General features: G+C 64.2%; 15 protein-coding genes. 7 read left to right on the top strand and 8 right to left on the bottom strand.

What is annotated here, in order from left to right; genetic code table 11:
- Window positions 1-4: 4 nt before the first annotated feature.
- Together lexA and M2341_RS10885 are read right to left on the bottom strand one after the other, a co-directional pair.
- Complete coding sequence (lexA, locus tag M2341_RS10890) at window positions 5-709, bottom strand: transcriptional repressor LexA (protein ID WP_264585249.1); 705 nt, start codon at window positions 707-709, stop codon at window positions 5-7.
- 119 nt (window positions 710-828) lie between these two features.
- Window positions 829-1,725: a bestrophin family protein gene (locus M2341_RS10885; RefSeq protein WP_264585248.1), complete on the bottom strand. Its 897-nt coding sequence runs from the start codon at window positions 1,723-1,725 to the stop codon at window positions 829-831.
- Window positions 1,726-1,919: 194 nt separating this feature from the next.
- On the opposite strand from M2341_RS10885, the gene M2341_RS10880 reads away from it, so the two are divergent.
- Together M2341_RS10880 and M2341_RS10875 are read left to right on the top strand one after the other, a co-directional pair.
- Window positions 1,920-2,420: a GFA family protein gene (locus tag M2341_RS10880; protein WP_264585247.1), complete on the top strand. Its 501-nt coding sequence runs from the start codon at window positions 1,920-1,922 to the stop codon at window positions 2,418-2,420.
- A 142-nt stretch (window positions 2,421-2,562) separates the two neighbouring features.
- Entirely contained in the window at window positions 2,563-2,910 is a 348-nt protein-coding gene (locus tag M2341_RS10875) for a DUF6984 family protein (protein WP_413715440.1), read from the top strand.
- Between the two features lie 441 nt (window positions 2,911-3,351).
- Here M2341_RS10875 and mfd read toward each other — a convergent pair whose 3' ends face one another.
- On the bottom strand, window positions 3,352-6,813 hold the full coding sequence (mfd, locus tag M2341_RS10870; protein ID WP_264585245.1) for a transcription-repair coupling factor: 3,462 nt from the start codon (window positions 6,811-6,813) through the stop codon (window positions 3,352-3,354).
- A gap of 189 nt (window positions 6,814-7,002) precedes the next feature.
- Window positions 7,003-7,269, bottom strand: coding sequence for a succinate dehydrogenase assembly factor 2 (locus M2341_RS10865; protein WP_264585244.1), 267 nt, complete (start codon window positions 7,267-7,269; stop codon window positions 7,003-7,005).
- Window positions 7,270-7,366: 97 nt separating this feature from the next.
- Between M2341_RS10865 and recG the strand changes: the two genes are divergently transcribed.
- Window positions 7,367-9,433 (top strand): ATP-dependent DNA helicase RecG, encoded by a 2,067-nt coding sequence (recG, locus tag M2341_RS10860; protein ID WP_264585243.1) that lies wholly within the window; start codon window positions 7,367-7,369, stop codon window positions 9,431-9,433.
- Window positions 9,434-9,511: 78 nt separating this feature from the next.
- Window positions 9,512-9,727 (top strand): hypothetical protein, encoded by a 216-nt coding sequence (locus M2341_RS10855; protein ID WP_264585242.1) that lies wholly within the window; start codon window positions 9,512-9,514, stop codon window positions 9,725-9,727.
- Between the two features lie 97 nt (window positions 9,728-9,824).
- Here M2341_RS10855 and M2341_RS10850 read toward each other — a convergent pair whose 3' ends face one another.
- Window positions 9,825-10,151 carry a PilZ domain-containing protein gene (locus M2341_RS10850; RefSeq protein WP_181559932.1) on the bottom strand — a complete coding sequence of 109 codons (327 nt, stop codon included), beginning with the start codon at window positions 10,149-10,151 and terminating at the stop codon, window positions 9,825-9,827.
- Between the two features lie 96 nt (window positions 10,152-10,247).
- Window positions 10,248-11,477 (bottom strand): tyrosine--tRNA ligase, encoded by a 1,230-nt coding sequence (gene tyrS, locus M2341_RS10845; RefSeq protein WP_264585241.1) that lies wholly within the window; start codon window positions 11,475-11,477, stop codon window positions 10,248-10,250.
- 63 nt (window positions 11,478-11,540) lie between these two features.
- Here tyrS and M2341_RS10840 point away from each other — a divergent pair, with 63 nt between their 5' ends.
- The 3 genes from M2341_RS10840 to M2341_RS10830 all read left to right on the top strand — a co-directional run bounded on the left by M2341_RS10840 (window position 11,541) and on the right by M2341_RS10830 (window position 14,241).
- Window positions 11,541-12,095 (top strand): DOMON-like domain-containing protein, encoded by a 555-nt coding sequence (locus M2341_RS10840; RefSeq protein ID WP_264585240.1) that lies wholly within the window; start codon window positions 11,541-11,543, stop codon window positions 12,093-12,095.
- Window positions 12,092-13,297, top strand: a complete 1,206-nt coding sequence (locus M2341_RS10835) for a DUF1343 domain-containing protein (RefSeq protein WP_264585239.1) — start codon at window positions 12,092-12,094, stop codon at window positions 13,295-13,297. The genes M2341_RS10840 and M2341_RS10835 overlap by 4 nt, the downstream gene beginning before the upstream one ends.
- A gap of 125 nt (window positions 13,298-13,422) precedes the next feature.
- Entirely contained in the window at window positions 13,423-14,241 is an 819-nt protein-coding gene (locus tag M2341_RS10830) for an EamA family transporter (protein ID WP_264585238.1), read from the top strand.
- Here M2341_RS10830 and M2341_RS10825 read toward each other — a convergent pair.
- Window positions 14,204-14,884, bottom strand: coding sequence for a DUF6975 family protein (locus M2341_RS10825; protein WP_264585237.1), 681 nt, complete (start codon window positions 14,882-14,884; stop codon window positions 14,204-14,206). The two genes, M2341_RS10830 and M2341_RS10825, sit on opposite strands and share 38 nt — an antisense overlap.
- A 248-nt stretch (window positions 14,885-15,132) precedes the next feature.
- On the bottom strand, window positions 15,133-17,181 hold the full coding sequence (gene rpoD, locus M2341_RS10820; protein WP_264570622.1) for an RNA polymerase sigma factor RpoD: 2,049 nt from the start codon (window positions 17,179-17,181) through the stop codon (window positions 15,133-15,135).
- Window positions 17,182-17,201: the final 20 nt, after the last annotated feature.

The following is a 17,201-nucleotide window of genomic DNA, read 5'->3' as shown; positions in this document are numbered from 1 at the left end:
CGCCTCAGTTATAACGCCGCAATAGCCCCGCGAGCCGGCCCTGAATGCGCACCTGCCGCGCCTCATAGGTTTGCGGCTCATGGTCGCGATTGGCAGGATCGAGCCGCACCTTGCGGCCCTCATGATGGAAATATTTGAGCGTCGCTTCATTCTCGTCGATGAGGGCCACGACGATCTGGCCATCCCGCGCCGTCTCGGTCCGCTGGATCAGCGCGAAGTCACCGTCGAAAATCCCCGCTTCGATCATCGAGTCACCGGAGACTTCCAGCGCGTAATGATCGCCGGCACCCAGCAACGCGGCCGGGACCGGCAACATGGTGTCGCTCTCCATCGCCTCGATGGGAAGACCGGCAGCGATGCGCCCATGCAGCGGAATTTCGATCACGTCATTGGCGGCGATGGGGATCGTCCGCGCCGGCGCGGTGGGCGCCTTGTGCAGCGGGGTCACGTTGGTGGCCGCCGCCGGCTCTTCCGTCCGCTCTGCCACGGGCATACCATCCGGCAGTTTGAGGATTTCGAGCGCCCGCGCGCGATTGGGCAGCCTGCGGATGAAGCCGCGTTCTTCCAGCGCGCTGATCAGCCGATGGATGCCGGACTTCGATTTGAGGTCCAGCGCCTCTTTCATCTCCTCGAAACTGGGCGAGACGCCACCCTGATCGAGATGCTGCTTGATGTAGCTGAGCAGTTGCTGTTGCTTGGCGGTCAACATGAGTGGTTCCCCAATATGGAACGGACGGAGAACGTTTAGGAAACGAATCGAGCCACGTCAACACGGATCGGCCAAATATCTCAGGTTTCGGTGCGCTCCAGCCTCGCGCTAGCAAGCAATCAGGTCAGGATGTGCTGATCGGGCGCGATGGGTGCGGGGAGGTCGGTCGCGCCGAGGCGGGCGAGCATTTCGCGTTCCACCGTCCGCGTCATCGCATCGAGCGGCAAATCGTTGGGATCATAGCCGAACGGGTCTTCCAGCTGATCGCCCAAGGCGTCCAGCCCGAAGAAGGTATAGCTCGCCACCAGCACCGGAATGAGGGCCCACCAGCCCAGCGAGCCAGCCAATGCGAAGGGCAGCAACAGGCAGAAGACGTAGGTCGTGCGGTGGAGAATGAGCGAATAGGTGAACGGCACCGGCGTGCTGGCGATCCGCTCGCAGGCCGCCTGCACATCGCTGAGCGCCTGGAGCTGCGCCTCGATGAGTGAGTGGTGGATGGGGTTGATCTTTTCATCTGCGGAGAGGCGCAAGCAGCGCGCACCCATCTCGTAAAGTACGGTGTCGGTCGGGTTCGGGGAGGTGCGCCATGGTCCATCGTTCACCCACCGGCCGATCGCGGCAGCCTCATCGTGCTGACGCAGGCGGGCAGCAAGACCGTTGGTGAAGCCGCAGATGCCGCGGAGCAGCGGGGTGCGTTCCTCCTCAGGCAGCGAGGAGGTGAGCCGCGCGAAGGAGCGGCTCGCGATGATCAGCGCGCCCCATTGCTTGCGGCCCTCCCACCAGCGATCATAACAGGCACTGTTGCGGAAACTCATGAAGATGGAGAGCGACAGGCCGATCAGGGCGAATGGAATGCCGCTGATCTGCGCGAATAGCCCTGGCCAGGCGCGCGCTGCCAGAATGGCCGCCACGCTGGCCACGGCGATGCCTGCCAGCCGATGCTGGATATGCGGCATGATCGTGCCGCGATAGGCGAACAGCACTTCGAGCAAGCCAAGGCGGTTGCGAACGATCACGGGCGGACATCTCCTGCCAGGGCACGCGGCCACCGGACATGGGCCGGGCACCGGGCGCGCTCGCCATGCGGAGGATGCGCGCGCAGATCAAGGATTAAGTGGCCGCAAGGGGAAGCGCGCAATGGGCGCTGAGGGAACCGGCGGAGATAAGAGCGGTTCAGCTCGAGAGACGATCACCACAAGAGGACCGTGCCATGCCCCTCAAGCTCGAAGGTTCCTGTCGATGCGGCGCCGTGCGTTTTTCCGTCAACAGCCGCGCGCCGGTGCCATTCCTGCGCTGTTATTGCTCGATCTGCCGCAAGACCGCCAGCGGTGGCGGCTATGCCATCAATCTCCACGCCGACAAGCGCACGCTCAAGGTGAAAGGCGAGACCGCCGTCTATCACGCAACGCTGGACGATGGCGGCGGTGGGGGCGAGGGCGGATGCCGCGTCAGCACCGGCGAGCGGCACTTCTGCCCGTCCTGCGCGAGCGCGCTCTGGGTGTTCAGCCCAGAGTATCCCGACCTGCTCCACCCTTTCGCTTCCGCGATCGACGGCGATTTGCCCAAGCCGCCGTCGCTGGTGCACATGATGCTCGGATCAAAGGCGAATTGGGTCGAGCCGCAGATCGGGTCGGATGACCAGTGCTTCGACGGCTATCCAGACGAGGGGCTGGAAGACTGGCACCGGGCGCATGGGCTATGGATTGAGTAGGACGGTTCGGGCGGGACGCTTCCAGGGGCGGCCGTGAAGTGGGTTGGTGGCAAGAACGTCAGCTATCATCGGCAATCTTAAAACCTGCCTGTCCAGATACCATGTCATTGCAGTCAATATTGAATCCCTTATTTGACGTTAAATGCACTCTGCACCTCGCCCTCTTAAGCCTGAAGAGCGGGCGTTGGTTGCCTACCTTTGGGAGGTGAACGAGTGCAGTAACGCCCTACCGCCTGAGCTTCTCGTTGAGGAGATGGATGATGGCGGGATGGGAGGCCTGTCATTTGTATCGCAAAAGCTCGAACGCACATATGGAGGCGAGGCTGGCTCTTGCGCCTTTTACGACGAAGATGGGATGCAAGTTAGGGTTGGGTTGATTCTGGACCAAGACGGGGATCTGTACGAACTTGATCTTTGGAAGGTTGATTTCAGCCCACTTATCAAAATCCCTGAGCCTTGTTCATTCTTCGACAAACGCGCTCCGGCTTGAGCGGCCGCTTCCCACGCTAGAACATGTCGTTCACCGATCCTTCGTCACCGCTTCAAAGCGGCTACGGCTGTGGTCCGACGTTGGTGTTGAACACGGACTGATCAGGCGCGACGCCATTGTCGGAATTCCCTCCGTTCGTCCTGAGTCGCTGCTGAGCTTGTCGAAGCGGCGTATCGAAGGACCGGCCCGTGCACTGGGATGCTTCGATACGGCTCTTCGATACGCGCCTGCGGCGCTCCTCAGACCCTACTCAGCACGAACGGGAACGGTTGAAGAAGGCCGGTTTCCATAGCTTGTTCGCAGGCGGGGAGCTTTTATCGACAGCAGCCATGATGGCTCCTCAGTGTCGAGGAAAGCTCACAATCCGGATTCTCTGCTTCGTCCCTCCAGCGCCGCCCCAACACATGCTCCACATCGCGCGCCGTCGCGGTAATCCACCCCTCAACCAATACTCTTCGCCAGCCCCTGGCTCAGCTTCAGCGCCCCATTCAACCGTGCCTTCGGGTCGCCCCAGGCGCGCTGGATGACCAGCTTGCTGTCGGGCCGCAGCTTGGCGATGGCGCCGAGTTTCTGGACGTAGCCGATCAGGCCGGGAAGATTGCGGCACTGGTCGTTCTGGAAGCTCACCAGCGCGCCGCGCGGGCCGATGTCGATCTTGGCGATGCCCGCCTTGCGGCAATTGAGCTTCACGTCGATCAGGGTCAGTAGATTCTGGGTCGGGTCCGGCAGCGGGCCGAAGCGGTCGATCAGCTCGGCGGCGAAGGCCTCGATTGCGCCCTTGTCCTCCAGCTCGTTGATGCGGCGATAGAGGCCCATGCGCAGGTCGAGATCCGGCACATAATCCTCCGGGATCATGATCGGCGCCTCGACATTGATCTGCGGCGAGGACTTGTCCGGTGCCGGGGCGAGTGCGGCACCGCCGGCCTTGGCTTCCATGATCGCCTCTTCCAGCATCGACTGGTAAAGCTCGAAGCCGACTTCCTTGATGTGGCCGCTCTGCTCGTCACCGACGAGATTGCCGGCGCCGCGAATGTCGAGATCATGGCTCGCAAGCTGGAATCCTGCGCCCAGCGTATCGAGATCGGACAGGACTTTCAGTCGCTTTTCTGCCGTCTCCGTCGTCAGCCGGTCGGCCGGAGTCGTCATATAGGCATAGGCGCGCGTCTTCGAGCGGCCGACCCGGCCCCGCAACTGGTAGAGCTGGGCGAGGCCGAAGCGATCGGCGCGATGGATGATGATGGTGTTGGCGCTCGGGATATCGAGACCGGATTCGACGATGGTCGTCGAGAGCAGCACGTCATATTTGCGCTCGTAGAAAGCGGACATGCGCTCCTCCACCTCGCTGGCCGACATCTGACCATGAGCGGAAATGGCGCGCACTTCGGGCACCTTCTCGCGGAGGAAATCCTCCATGTCCGGCATGTCCGAGATGCGCGGCACGACAAAATAGGTCTGCCCGCCGCGATAATGCTCGCGCAGCAACGCCTCGCGCAGCACGACATCGTCCCACGGCATGACATAGGTGCGCACCGCGAGGCGATCCACGGGCGGCGTCTGGATGACGGACAGTTCGCGCAGGCCGCTCATCGCCATTTGTAGCGTGCGGGGTATCGGTGTGGCGGTGAGGGTGAGGACGTGGACGTCCGCCTTGAGCTGCTTGAGCCGCTCCTTGTGGACCACGCCAAAGCGCTGCTCTTCATCCACGATCACCAGCCCGAGCCGCTTGAACTCCAGCCCCTTGGTCAGCAGGGCATGGGTGCCGATGACGATGTCGATGGTGCCGTCGGCCAGGCCGTCCTTGGTCGCCTTGGTCTCGGTGGTGCCGACAAGGCGGGAGAGGCGCCCGACCTTGAGCGGGAAGCCGCGGAACCGCTCCTCGAAATTGAGGTGATGCTGGCGCGCAAGCAGGGTGGTCGGGCAGATCAACGCGACCTGCGCGCCGGCCATCGCGGCGACGAACGCGGCGCGCAGCGCGACCTCAGTCTTGCCGAAGCCCACGTCGCCGCAGACCAGCCGGTCCATCGGCTTGCCGGCGGCCAGATCGTCCAGCACATCGCTGATTGCGCGATCCTGATCCTCGGTTTCCTCATAGGGGAAGCGGTCGACGAAGGCGGGATAGCCGGCGCTTTCCGCCTCATAGGCAGGGGCAGCGCGCAAAGCGCGCTGGGCAGCAGTGGCAAGCAGCTCTCCGGCGATCTCCCGGATGCGCTCCTTCATCCGCGCCTTGCGGCGTTGCCAGGCCTCGCCGCCCAGCTTGTCCAGCGCGACCGCATCCTCGCCCGAACCGTAGCGGGAGAGCACGTCGAGATTCTCGACCGGCACGTAGAGCTTGTCGCCGCCGGCATAAGCCAGCGCGACGCAATCATGCGGCGACTTGCCGACCGGGATCGAGGTCAGGCCTTCATAGCGCCCGATGCCATGATCGACATGGACGACAAGATCGCCGGGGGTGAGCGTGGCGAGTTCCGCCAGGAAGGCATCCGCGCTCTTGCGCCGCTTCTGACGCCGCACCAGACGATCGCCGAGCATGTCCTGCTCGGTCAGCACTTCCAATTCGGCATTGGCAAAGCCGTGATCGAGCGGCAGCACGGCCAGCGCGACGCGGCCTGCGGGCGCGCCAAGCGCCTCTTGCCAGCTATCCACCAGCATGACGCCGCGCACTTTATGATCTTCCAGCAAGCCCTTCAGCCGCTCGCGCGCGCCGATGGAATAGCTGGCGATGATGCGTTTGCGGCCCTTGCGCTGGCTTTGTTCCAGATGCTTGGCCACTGCCTCATAGACATTGCCGCCCTGCGCCCGCTCCGGCGCGAAGTCGCGGGCGCTGTCCACGCCGAAATCGAGCACATGGGCGCTCTCGGGCTCGTGGAAGCTGGAGGTGAGGTGGATCGGCAGCGCCTCGATACTTTGCGCCCATTGATCGGCAGTCAGATAGAGCTGATCCGGCGCCAGCGGGCGATAGCTGCCCGGCGAGGCGGCTGCGGCGGTCGTGCGGTTGGCGTGATAGTCACGGATCGCCTCGAAGCGGGCCTCGGCCGCGCCAGCAGTGCCGACCTCGCGAATCCACAGCGTGCCCTCCGGCAGATGTTCGGCGAGCGGGACGAGCCGGTCCTCGAACAGCGGCAGCCAATGCTCCATGCCGGCCAGACGTCGGCCATCGCTCACCGCCTGATACAGCGGGTCACCCGTGGCGGTCGCGCCAAACATCTCGCGATAGCGACTGCGGAAGCGCTTGATGCTCTCCTCATCGAGCAGCGCTTCGGAGGCGGGCAGGAGCATGAAGCCATCGACCGCACCGGTGGTGCGCTGCGTCGCGGGATCGAACCGGCGCAGCGTCTCGATCTCGTCGCCGAAGAAATCGAGCCGCAGCGGGCCGGGTTCGCCCGAGGGATAGAGGTCGACGATGCCGCCGCGCACGGCATATTCGCCGGCATCATGCACCGTATCGGTGCGGACATAGCCGTTAGACTGGAGCAGGCTGACCAACCGGTCGATGGCAATCCGCTCGTTCGGAGCCAGGCGCGCGACCATCTGGCGGATGCGGAAGGGTGTCAGTGTCTTCTGCGTGACCGCGTTGACGGTGGTGATGACCAGCTGCGGACCCTTGGGCTTGCCCTGCAGGGCGTGCAGGCCCGCCAGCCGCTCGGACGCGGCGCGCAGCGAAGGGGAAGCGCGGTCGTAAGGCAGGCAATCCCAGGCCGGGATGCTCACCACCTCCAGCTCTGGCGCGAAATAATGCACGGTCTGCGCTATCGCGTCCGCCATCTGGCCGTCGGCGGCGATGAAGCAGGCGCGCTCCTTCGCCGCGCGGGCGAGGTCCGCCAGCAGAACCGGCAGGAACCCTGCAGGCACGCCGGACAGGGTGAGCGGCGCCTTGGCCGAGAGGATGCGGGATATGTCGGTCATTAGTGTGTTCGACTCTGCCTTCCGTTCGTGTCGAGCCCTTCGACTGCCCGCAGGGCGGGCGCTCAGGATAAACTTCAGCCAGAGGCTGAAGTCGAGACACGGGTAGCGCTTTGGGATTGGCGTTGGCCCGCTGGTTCTCGACTACGCTCGAACCGAACGGAGGTTGGGAGGGTCAAGAGAGGGGAGGGATCACTTCGCAATCGGGACATAATCAAGCCTGCGCATCGCTTCCATCATCGCGCCTTCGTAATGCGCGGGGCAGGGAAGAGTGCCGATGGCCCAGGCCATGATGTCGACATCCTCTTCCTCGAGCAGCGCCTCGAACAGATCGGCTTGTTCCTGCGTGAAGCTGGCGGCGTGGGCATCGAAGAAGCCGCCGATCATCAGATCCGCTTCCTTCGTGCCCCGGTGCCAGGCGCGGAATTTGAGGCGGCGCAGGCGGGTCTCGTCGATCATGTCCGGTCCTTTTCGCGCGGCGCTCGGGTGCGCGATTTATCATGATTGGCCGGCGGGCACTTTTCCGGCCCTCCAGCTTCGACTAGGGCAGATAGCGATGCGGCCCGATATTCTCAATCCGCTGTTCACGGAAAGCACGGCGCTCAAGGGCGTGGGGAGCGCTTCGGCCAAGCCGCTGGAGCGCCTGGGCCTTACGCGCGTGGTCGACCTTGCCTTCCATTTGCCGGTGAGCTGGATCGAGCGGCAGCGCGTCCGGCGGCTCGCGGAAGCCGAGACGGGGCGGATGGTCGCGCTGGTGCTGACGGCGCAGGAGTATCGCGCCTCGGGCACGGCACGGGCGCCGTTCCGCATCCGCGCCGTGGATATGGCCGGCGACCCGGTGAGCATCGTCTATTTCGGCAAGAACAGCGGATGGCCGCGCAAGCTCTTCCCGCTCGGTGAACCGCGCTTTGTCTCCGGTCGGCTCGATCAGTTCGGGGAGGAGTTGCAGATCGTCCATCCCGACCATGTGGTGCCGGTGGAAGAGGCGGGTCAGATTGCCGATTGCGAGCCCGTCTACGGTCTTTCGGAGGGCATCACCAATGGCCGACTGCGCGATCTTGTCGCGCAATCGGTCGAGCGCGGCCCGGCTCTGGATGAGTGGATCGAGCCGGGGCTGCGCGCCCACAAGGGCTGGCCGAGCTGGCAGGAGGCGCTCAAGGCCACGCACGAAACGCCGGGCGCAAAGGCCGCGCGCGAGCGCCTGGCCTATGACGAGGTGTTCGCCAGCCAGCTTGCGCTGATGCTGCTGCGCGCCTCGACCCGCCGCCGGCGCGGGCTTCCGCTGGCCGGGGACGGGCATCTGCGCAACGCCTTGCGCCTGCCGTTCGCGCCCACCGGCGCCCAGCGCCGCGCGTCGGCCGAGATCGAGGGCGACATGGCGCAGGCTGTGCCGATGCTCCGGCTGCTGCAGGGCGATGTCGGTTCGGGCAAGACGCTGGTGGCGCTGATGGCGCTGCTCAATGCGGTGGAAGCCGGCGCGCAGGCGACCTTTCTGGCGCCGACGGAAATTCTCGCCCGCCAGCATTATGCCAGCCTCCAGACAATGCTGGCCGGCCTGCCGGTGAACGTCGCGATCCTCACCGGGCGAGACAAGGGCAAGGCGCGTGAGTCGACACTGATGGGGCTGGCGGATGGCAGCATCCATATCCTCGTGGGCACCCATGCGATCTTTCAGGAGGCCGTGACCTATCGCAATCTCGGCCTCGCGGTTATCGATGAGCAGCATCGCTTCGGCGTGTCGCAGCGGTTGATGCTGACCGCCAAGGCCGAGCGCACGCCGCATCTGCTGGTGATGACGGCAACCCCGATCCCCCGCACGCTCTGTCTGGCGCAATATGGCGATATGGACGTCTCAAGGCTCGATGAGATGCCGCCGGGCCGCCAGAGCATCGACACGCGGGTGATCGGTGATGATCGGCTGGAGGATATCGTCTCCGCACTCGGCCGCCATATTGCGGCGGGGCGTCAGGCCTATTGGGTGTGCCCGCTGGTCGAGCAAAGCGAGGATGGCGACGAGGCGGCAGCGGAAGCGCGCGCTGCGATGCTCAAGGCGCGGTTCGGCGCGGATGTCGTCGGCATGGTCCACGGGCAGATGCCCGGTCCGGAGAAGGATGCGGTCATGGAGGCCTTCTCGCGCGGGCAGCTCAAGCTGCTGGTTGCGACGACGGTGATCGAGGTCGGCGTGGACGTGCCCAATGCCACGCTGATGATCGTGGAAGCGGCGGAGCGCTTCGGCCTTGCGCAATTGCACCAGTTGCGCGGGCGCGTGGGGCGCGGCGACCAGCGCAGTTTCTGCATGTTGCTGCACGGGAGTAATTTGTCCGAAACAGCGCGCTCGCGTCTCGCCCTGATGCGCGAGACCAATGATGGCTTCCGCATCGCAGAGGAAGATCTGAAATTGCGCGGGGCTGGCGAAATCCTCGGTACGCGCCAATCGGGCGAGCAGCGCTTCCGGCTGGCCAGCCCGGAACAGATCCAGTCTCTGCTGGATGCAGCGCATGACGATGCCCGGCTGCTCATGGACCGCGATGGCGGGCTGGCCTCCCCGCGCGGGCAGGCCGCGCGGCTCTGCCTCTATCTGTTCGAGCGGGATGCGGCGATCAGTCTGCTGGCCAGCGGCTGAGCGTCAGCCCTCGGTCTGGGGCCGGGTGATGCATGCCAGAATATCGAGATAGGCCCGCGCATCGATGGGCTGGAGGAATTGCGCGCCAAAGCATCCCCGCAGGCTCCAGCGGATTTGCGCATCCTGCGTGGTGATGAGCGGCAGGCGAAGGGCGACCGGCTCGCCGCGTTCGAAGCGTGCGAAACCGCAGCGGGCCTGAAATCCCCAGACCTAAAAGTCGATCAGCTCGACCTCAATGGGGTCCGCGCCGCGCGGCCGCGATACATGGGTCTGGAAGGAGATGGCATCGCGTGAAACGACGCGGCGCCGGCTGTGACTCAGCTCGGATCGGACAGCCCGGCTCCACGCTTCGTCGCCCATCGTTCAGGCTCCGGCGCGGCTGGCGTGAGGGTCAGCGGCCGGGATGATCGGGGCCCTTCAGCCGCAGGAGCATGATGTCATACTCCTTGTCCGCGATCGCGGACTCGAATTCGACACCGAGGCGCGCACTATTCGCCCAGATCGCGCGCCCCCGCAACATACCGATCTGCGGCACATCGATGGTGAGGCTTTCGCCGATCGACACCAGTTGATCGCAGCGGATCATGCAGCCGCTCGGCGAAATGTTGATGAGCACGGCCGGCGATGGCGGGAGGGTGCCCCCCCAGATCTGCACGGGGCTTTCCACGGCGTCCCGTTCGTAGCGGCGCGGCTCGTCCATCGAGAAGGCAAACGTCATGGATCAGACTCCCAGTCGGAGTCTGATCCTGTCAGGGACCGGTAAACATCTGATAAACTCGGCGTAATCGAGGCGCGAACGCCCCGCTCCGGCAGCTTAGCGGCTGAGCAGAGCGTGCCGCTTCTTGCCGAGGCTGAGCTTTACCGGCGTCTCGCCAATCGCAATCAGATGCTTTTCGTCGCGCACAGGTTCGTCATCGACGCGGACAGCGCCTTCGGCGATCTTGCGGCGCGCCTCGCCATTGGAGGCAGCCAGCCCGGCCTGGGTGAGGGCGGTGACCAGGGCGATGCTGCCTTCGGCTACGTGAACGGTGGGCAAATCCGCCGCCGCTGCCGCGCCTTGCTCGAAGGTGAGGCGGGCGGTTTCCGCAGCGCTATCCGCCGCGGCTCGGCCACGGCAAAGCGCCGTTGCCTCATTGGCGAGGATCTTCTTGGCCTCATTGATCTCCGCGCCTTGCAGCGCTTCGAGCCGCCGGATTTCGTCCATCGGCACATCGGTGAACAGGCGCAGGAACCGCCCGACATCGCGATCATCCGTGTTCCGCCAGAATTGCCAATAGTCGAAATGCGGCAGCATCGCCTCGTTCAGCCAGACGGCGCCCGCCATCGTCTTGCCCATCTTGCCGCCATCGGCTGTGGTGATGAGCGGCGTGGTGACGCCGTAGACTTCCGTGCCATCCACCCGGCGCGAGAGTTCGATACCGTTGACGATATTGCCCCACTGGTCCGATCCGCCCATTTGCAGCCGGCAACCCGCCCGACGGGAAAGCTCGAGGAAGTCATAGGCCTGGAGGATCATGTAATTGAACTCCAGGAAGCTCAGCGATTGCTCGCGATCCAGCCGCAGCTTGACCGAATCGAAGCTGAGCATCCGGTTGACCGAGAAGTGCTGGCCGTAATCCCGCAGGAACGGCAGATATTCGAGCGCGTCCAGCCACTCGGCGTTGTCGGCCATGATCGCGTCAGTTGGACCATCGCCGAAGGTCAGGAAGTTCTCGAACACCGTCTTGATGGACGCGATGTTGCTGTTGATCGTCTCGACGGTCATCAGCTTGCGCGCTTCATCCTTGAAGCTGGGGTCGCCGACCTTGCCGGTGCCGCCACCCATCAGCACAATGGGCTTGTGGCCGGTCTGCTGCATGCGACGCAGCAGCATGATTTGCACCATCGAGCCGACGTGCAGCGAGGGCGCCGTAGGATCAAAGCCGATATAGCCCGGAACGACCTGCCGGACGGCGAGCGCATCCAGCGCGCTTGCGTCGGTAATCTGGTGGATATAGCCCCGCTCTTCGAGCAGGTTGAGCAGGTCGGACTTGTAGCTTGTCATGATCGCCCTTTGGGAAGCGCGGGGTTATTGAAACGCGGGGGCGCTTAGCATGGGATGGGAAGGATGAGTAGTATTTTGGCCCGCGCCGCTCTGGTCTGCCATCCGGATACGCCCAGCGATGCGCTGGCGGCGCTGGGCATGCAGATTGAGCTGACCGACGATCATGGTTGGGAGATCGGCTTCGTGGCCATGGGCCGGATTGCCGATCTGCGTCTGCCCGAGGCCGCACCAGGCATTCATACCGATGAGCTATGGCGCACCACCTGCTTCGAGCTGTTCGTGGCGGAGGACGATGATGCCTATGCCGAGTATAATTTCTCGCCCTCCGGCGCCTTTGCGGCCTATCATTTCGACCATTATCGCACCGGCATGAGGCCCTTCGACATCCCCGCGCCGCATATCCTGCAGGCGGCAGATGCCGAGCGGCTGTCACTGTCCATTCGTCTCACCGAAGACGCGCTGGTGTGGGATCGATCAGGGGCGATCGCCGCCAGCGCGGTCATCCAGGAGGCGAACGGCACTTTGAGCTATTGGTCGCTGGCCCATCCCCCCGGACGGCCAGACTTTCACCACCGGGATTGCTTCGCGCTGCGGCTTCCGCCAGTGGACCGGGCATGAGCTTTCTGACTGGTCTCGATCGCCTGCTGGCCGACCCCGCGCTGCGTGCACCGCTTGCCGGCCAGCGCGTCTGTCTGCTGGCACATCCCGCTTCGGTCACTGCGGACCTCACCCATGCGCTCGATGCGCTGGCGGCCTGTGGCGACATCCGGCTGACTGCTGCCATGGGGCCGCAGCACGGCCTGCGGGGTGACAAGCAGGACAATATGATGGAATCGCCGGATTTCATCGATCCTGCCCACGGCATTCCTGTGTTCAGCCTGTATGGCGAGGTGCGCCGGCCGACGGCGCAGATGATGGACTCGGCCGATGTATTCCTCGTCGACCTGCAGGATCTAGGCTGCCGCATCTACACCTTCGTGACGACTTTGCTCTATCTGCTCGAAGCAGCGCAGAAGACCGGCAAGAGCGTGTGGGTGCTGGACCGGCCCAATCCCGCCGGGCGGCCCATCGAGGGCCTGACGCTGAGGTCTGGCTGGGAGAGCTTCGTCGGTGCGGGGCCCATGCCGATGCGTCATGGCCTCACCATGGGCGAACTGGGGCAGTGGTTCATCGCACATTTCGGCCTGAACGTGGATTATCGCGTGATCGCGATGCAGGATTATGCGCCCGAGGCGGCCCCCGGGTTCGGCTGGCCCACCGAGCGCATCTGGGTCAATCCCAGTCCCAACGCGCCCAATCTCAACATGGCCCGCTGTTATGCCGGCACGGTTATGCTGGAAGGCGCGACGCTATCGGAAGGGCGGGGGACGACGCGCCCGCTTGAGCTATTCGGCGCGCCGGATATCGATGCGCGCAAGGTGATCGGCAAGATGCAGGCGCTGGCCCCGCAATGGCTGGACGGATGCATCCTTCGCGACTGCTGGTTCGAGCCGACCTTTCACAAGCATGTCGGCACTCTGTGCGCGGGCGTCCATATCCATGCCGAAGGGCCGGCTTACGCGCATCAGGCCTTCCGCCCATGGCGGGTGCAGGCACTGGCGTTCAAGGCGATCCGGGCACTGTACCCGGACTATCCGCTCTGGCGCGATTTCCCTTATGAATATGAGATCGGCAAGTTGCCCATCGACGTCATCAATGGATCGCCCTTGCTCCGCGAGTGGGTGGATGATGGCGCCGCGACGGCGGCGGACTTGGACGATATTGCCGAGGCCGATGAACGTGCCTGGGCGGAGACCCGCGCGGCCCATCTGCTTTACTGAGCGGTGGGAGGATGAAGGGTGGCCCAGAACCGGCGGCGGGGCTGGCGCTGTTGCCGGTGCTGGCTGTGGTGGGTTCGACGGCTTGTTTCCAGTTCGGGGCGGCTTTCGCCAAGGGACTATATCCCTTGGTCGGGCCGATCGGGGCGTCAGCCCTGCGCATCCTGTTCGCGGCGCTCATTCTGCTGGTGTTGGTCCGGCCGTGGCGGGCGTGGCCTGCGCGGCCGGACTGGCTGGCGCTGCTGGGCCTTGGTACCTGCGTTGCGGGGGCTATTCTCTTTTTCTACCTCGCTATCGCGCATCTGCCGCTGGGCATCGCAATCTCCATCCAGTCGCTAGGGCCATTGACGCTCGCCGCCTGCATGGCGAAGCGTGCCGTCCACTTGTTATGGGTCGCGCTCGCGGGTCTCGGCATCTGGTGCCTGGTGGGTGCCGATGGCGCCAAAGGCGCGCTGGAACCGGTGGGACTGTTGTTCGCGCTCATCGCTGCAGCCTGCTGGGCAGGCTACATCCTGTGCGGCCGCAGGGTGGCCACATCCTTCGGCGCTGGAGGTGCGGCCTTGTCGCTCTGCGTGGCCGCGCTTCTCGTCGTGCCGTTGGGCATGATGCAGAACGGGGTGGGTCTCTTCGCGCCCGCCTTGCTTCCGCTCGCGCTGCTGGTGGCGATCCTGTCCGCCGCCATTCCCTTGTCGCTGGAGCTTTATGCGTTGCCGAGGTTGCCAGCGCGTAACTTTGCGGTGCTGACCAGCCTCGAACCGGCCTTCGCCGTTCTGGCGGGGCTGTTCATGCTGGGCGAACGTCTCAGCACCCTCCAGCTCGCCGGCATCGCGATGGTTGTGACGGCCAGCATGGGCTCGGTGATGAGCCGGAAAAAAGCCATGCCGGCATATGCCCGGCGTTCACTCGATCTTACTGGCTGCTCTGTCGCGCGCCGGCCCTGGCCTTGAGCAGGTTCCACATGCCGCGATGCTGCACGAGCAACTGATCGGCGCCGAATTGCACGGCACGCGAGAAGCGCTCGACCTGGGGAAGGTCGTCCAGCAGAGCCACCGTATCGGACTGGCTGGGGAGGGCGGTTTCGGCCGGCTCAATGCCGAGGCTGAGCGCACCGACGTCGAGGATCTTGCGGATGGCCTGCCATTCCAGCACCAGCGTGATCGCCGTGCCGAGCGCGCAACCGCGCCGTTCCGACTGGGCAAGCATCTCAATGGCATGGCTTTGCTGGGCGATGGCCGCAGTCGCCTCACTATGGCGCGGCGTGCTCGGCACCGGCCCGGCCGCAGCGCAGAGGCGATGCATATAGTCGCGTTCTTCGGCAAAGGCGCTGGTCGAGCGGATCAGCCAATCGCGGGCGACCGGCTCTGCGGTGTGAACAGCGGCATGATCGACAACGCCCGGGATCTGGCCGTGGAGCAGAACGAGAAGGTGGATGAAGTCAGCAAAGTCGGCCGAGTGCCGCGCAAAGGATATCCGCTCGCCGGCCAGCACGGGCGCGCAGTAGGAATGTGTCGCGGACCCTTCGCTCTCCACAAGCGCAAGCACTCGGGCGGAAAGGCCGGTCTCAACGAAATCAAGCGGGCGCGGGTCCATATCAAGCCTTAGAATGCCGAACCGACGGGCCGGCAATTTTCCCCGCGGCGATGTAACGCGCAGGAAGTTAACAAGATGTTGAAAACGCTCCAACCAAGCAACGCGAGCCTGTTTTATTTCAGAGTATTAGCTCGGCCGCGCAGGTCGCTCAGGCTCATGCTAGGGTTCTTGCGGCTGGCAGGTAATGCGCGCACGAAAAAGGCGGCGGAAGCGCGCAACGCCTCCGCCGCCTGATCTGATTTCGGACCTTACTGGTCCAGGAAGCTGCGCATCTTGCGGCTGCGGCTCGGGTGCTTGAGCTTGCGCAGCGCCTTGGCCTCGATCTGGCGAATACGTTCGCGCGTCACCGAGAATTGCTGGCCGACTTCTTCCAGCGTATGATCGGTGTTCATGCCGATGCCGAAGCGCATGCGCAGCACGCGCTCTTCACGCGGGGTGAGGCTCGCCAGGACGCGGGTGACCGTTTCCTTGAGGTTCGCCTGGATCGCCGCGTCGACCGGGATGATCGCGTTCTTGTCCTCGATGAAGTCGCCCAGGTGGCTGTCTTCCTCGTCGCCGATCGGCGTTTCGAGGGAGATCGGCTCCTTGGCGATCTTCATCACCTTGCGCACCTTCTCGAGCGGCATGCTCAGGCGCTCCGCCATTTCCTCGGGCGTGGGCTCGCGGCCCTGCTCGTGGAGGAACTGGCGGCTGGTGCGGACCAGCTTGTTGATCGTCTCGATCATGTGCACCGGAATACGGATGGTGCGGGCCTGATCGGCGATCGAGCGGGTGATCGCCTGACGAATCCACCAGGTCGCATAGGTGCTGAACTTGTAGCCGCGGCGATATTCGAACTTATCCACCGCTTTCATCAGGCCGATATTGCCCTCCTGGATCAGATCCAGGAATTGCAGGCCGCGATTGGTGTACTTCTTGGCGATGGAAATCACGAGGCGCAGATTGGCCTCGACCATTTCCTTCTTCGCGATCCGCGCCTCGCGCTCGCCCTTTTGCACCATGTTCACGATGCGACGGAACTCGGGCAGGGACGTGCCGGTCGACTGCGCGATCTCGGAGACTTCTGCGCGGATGCGCTCGACAGCATCGACCTCATTGGCCGCAAAGGCCGCCCATTTCTTGTCGAGCTTGCTGACCTTCTCCAGCCAGCCGTCGTCCAGCTCCTGGCCGACATATTGGTCGAGGAAGTCCTTGCGCGGCACCTTGTGGCGCTCGGCGAGGCGCAGCATCTGGCCACCCAGCGTCGTCAGGCGCCGGTTGAAGGCGTAAAGCTGATCGACGAGATATTCGATCTTTTGCTGGTGGAACTGGACGCTCTCGACTTCCGCGGTCAGGTCCTCGCGCAGCTTGTGATAGGTCGCTTCGTCCTTGGCCGGGAATTCCATGCCATTGCCGAGCGCGACCAGCCGGGCCTGCTGGATCTTGCCGAATTTGCCATACAGCTCGGTGATGTTCGCGAACTTTTCGAGCGCGGCGGGCTTGAGCAACTCTTCCATGGCGGCGAGCGAGAGGGTGTTATCCTCCTCGTCGTCCTCTTCCTGGCGCGCCGTGCGGCGTTCGACCATGGAATCATCGTCGTCACCGTCGGCTTCCGGCTCGTCCTTCACCTCGTCCTCGTCCTTGAACGAGGGGCCGGCGGTCTTTTCGGAAATCTCGCCATCGTCGTCCTCGCCGTCTTCCGACAGGCTTTCCGGCGCCGGGTCTTTGGAAAGCATCGCGTCGAGATCGAGGATCTCGCGCAACTGCATCTCGCCGTTGTTGAGCGCGGTTGACCAGCCGATGATCGCGTTGAACGTCGTCGGGCTCTCGCACAGACCGAGGATCATGGTGTCACGACCGGCCTCGATGCGCTTGGCGATGGCAATCTCACCCTCGCGGCTGAGCAGTTCCACTGCGCCCATTTCGCGCAGGTACATGCGCACGGGGTCGTCGGTGCGGTCGGTCGTCGTCTGCTTCTTCTCGGCGACGTTGCCTGAGCCGTCTTCCTCGTCCGAACCATTGTCGATGGACTCGACTTCGGATTCGGGCTGCTCTTCGCCGTCATCGCCCTGTTCTTCGTTCTCGACGATGTTGATGCCCATATCGCTGAGCGCCGAGGTGATGTCCTCGATCTGGTCGGAGGACATCTCGCCTTGCGGCAGGGCGCTGTTCAGCTCGTCATAGGTGATGTAGCCACGCTTCTTGGCACGGGCGATCAGCTTCTTGATGGACGCTTCGTTGAGATCGAGAAGGGGGGCATCGCCGCCTTCTTCGCCACTCTCCGGGTTTCCAGCGTTTCCATTGATCTTCGTCGCCATGCGTTGCCTTGCTCCGGGCC

Origin of the sequence: Sphingobium sp. B7D2B (genome assembly GCF_025961895.1) — a bacterium.
Classification (GTDB): Bacteria; Pseudomonadota; Alphaproteobacteria; order Sphingomonadales; family Sphingomonadaceae; genus Sphingobium.
This window is presented reverse-complemented; position numbering and strand designations above follow the sequence as displayed.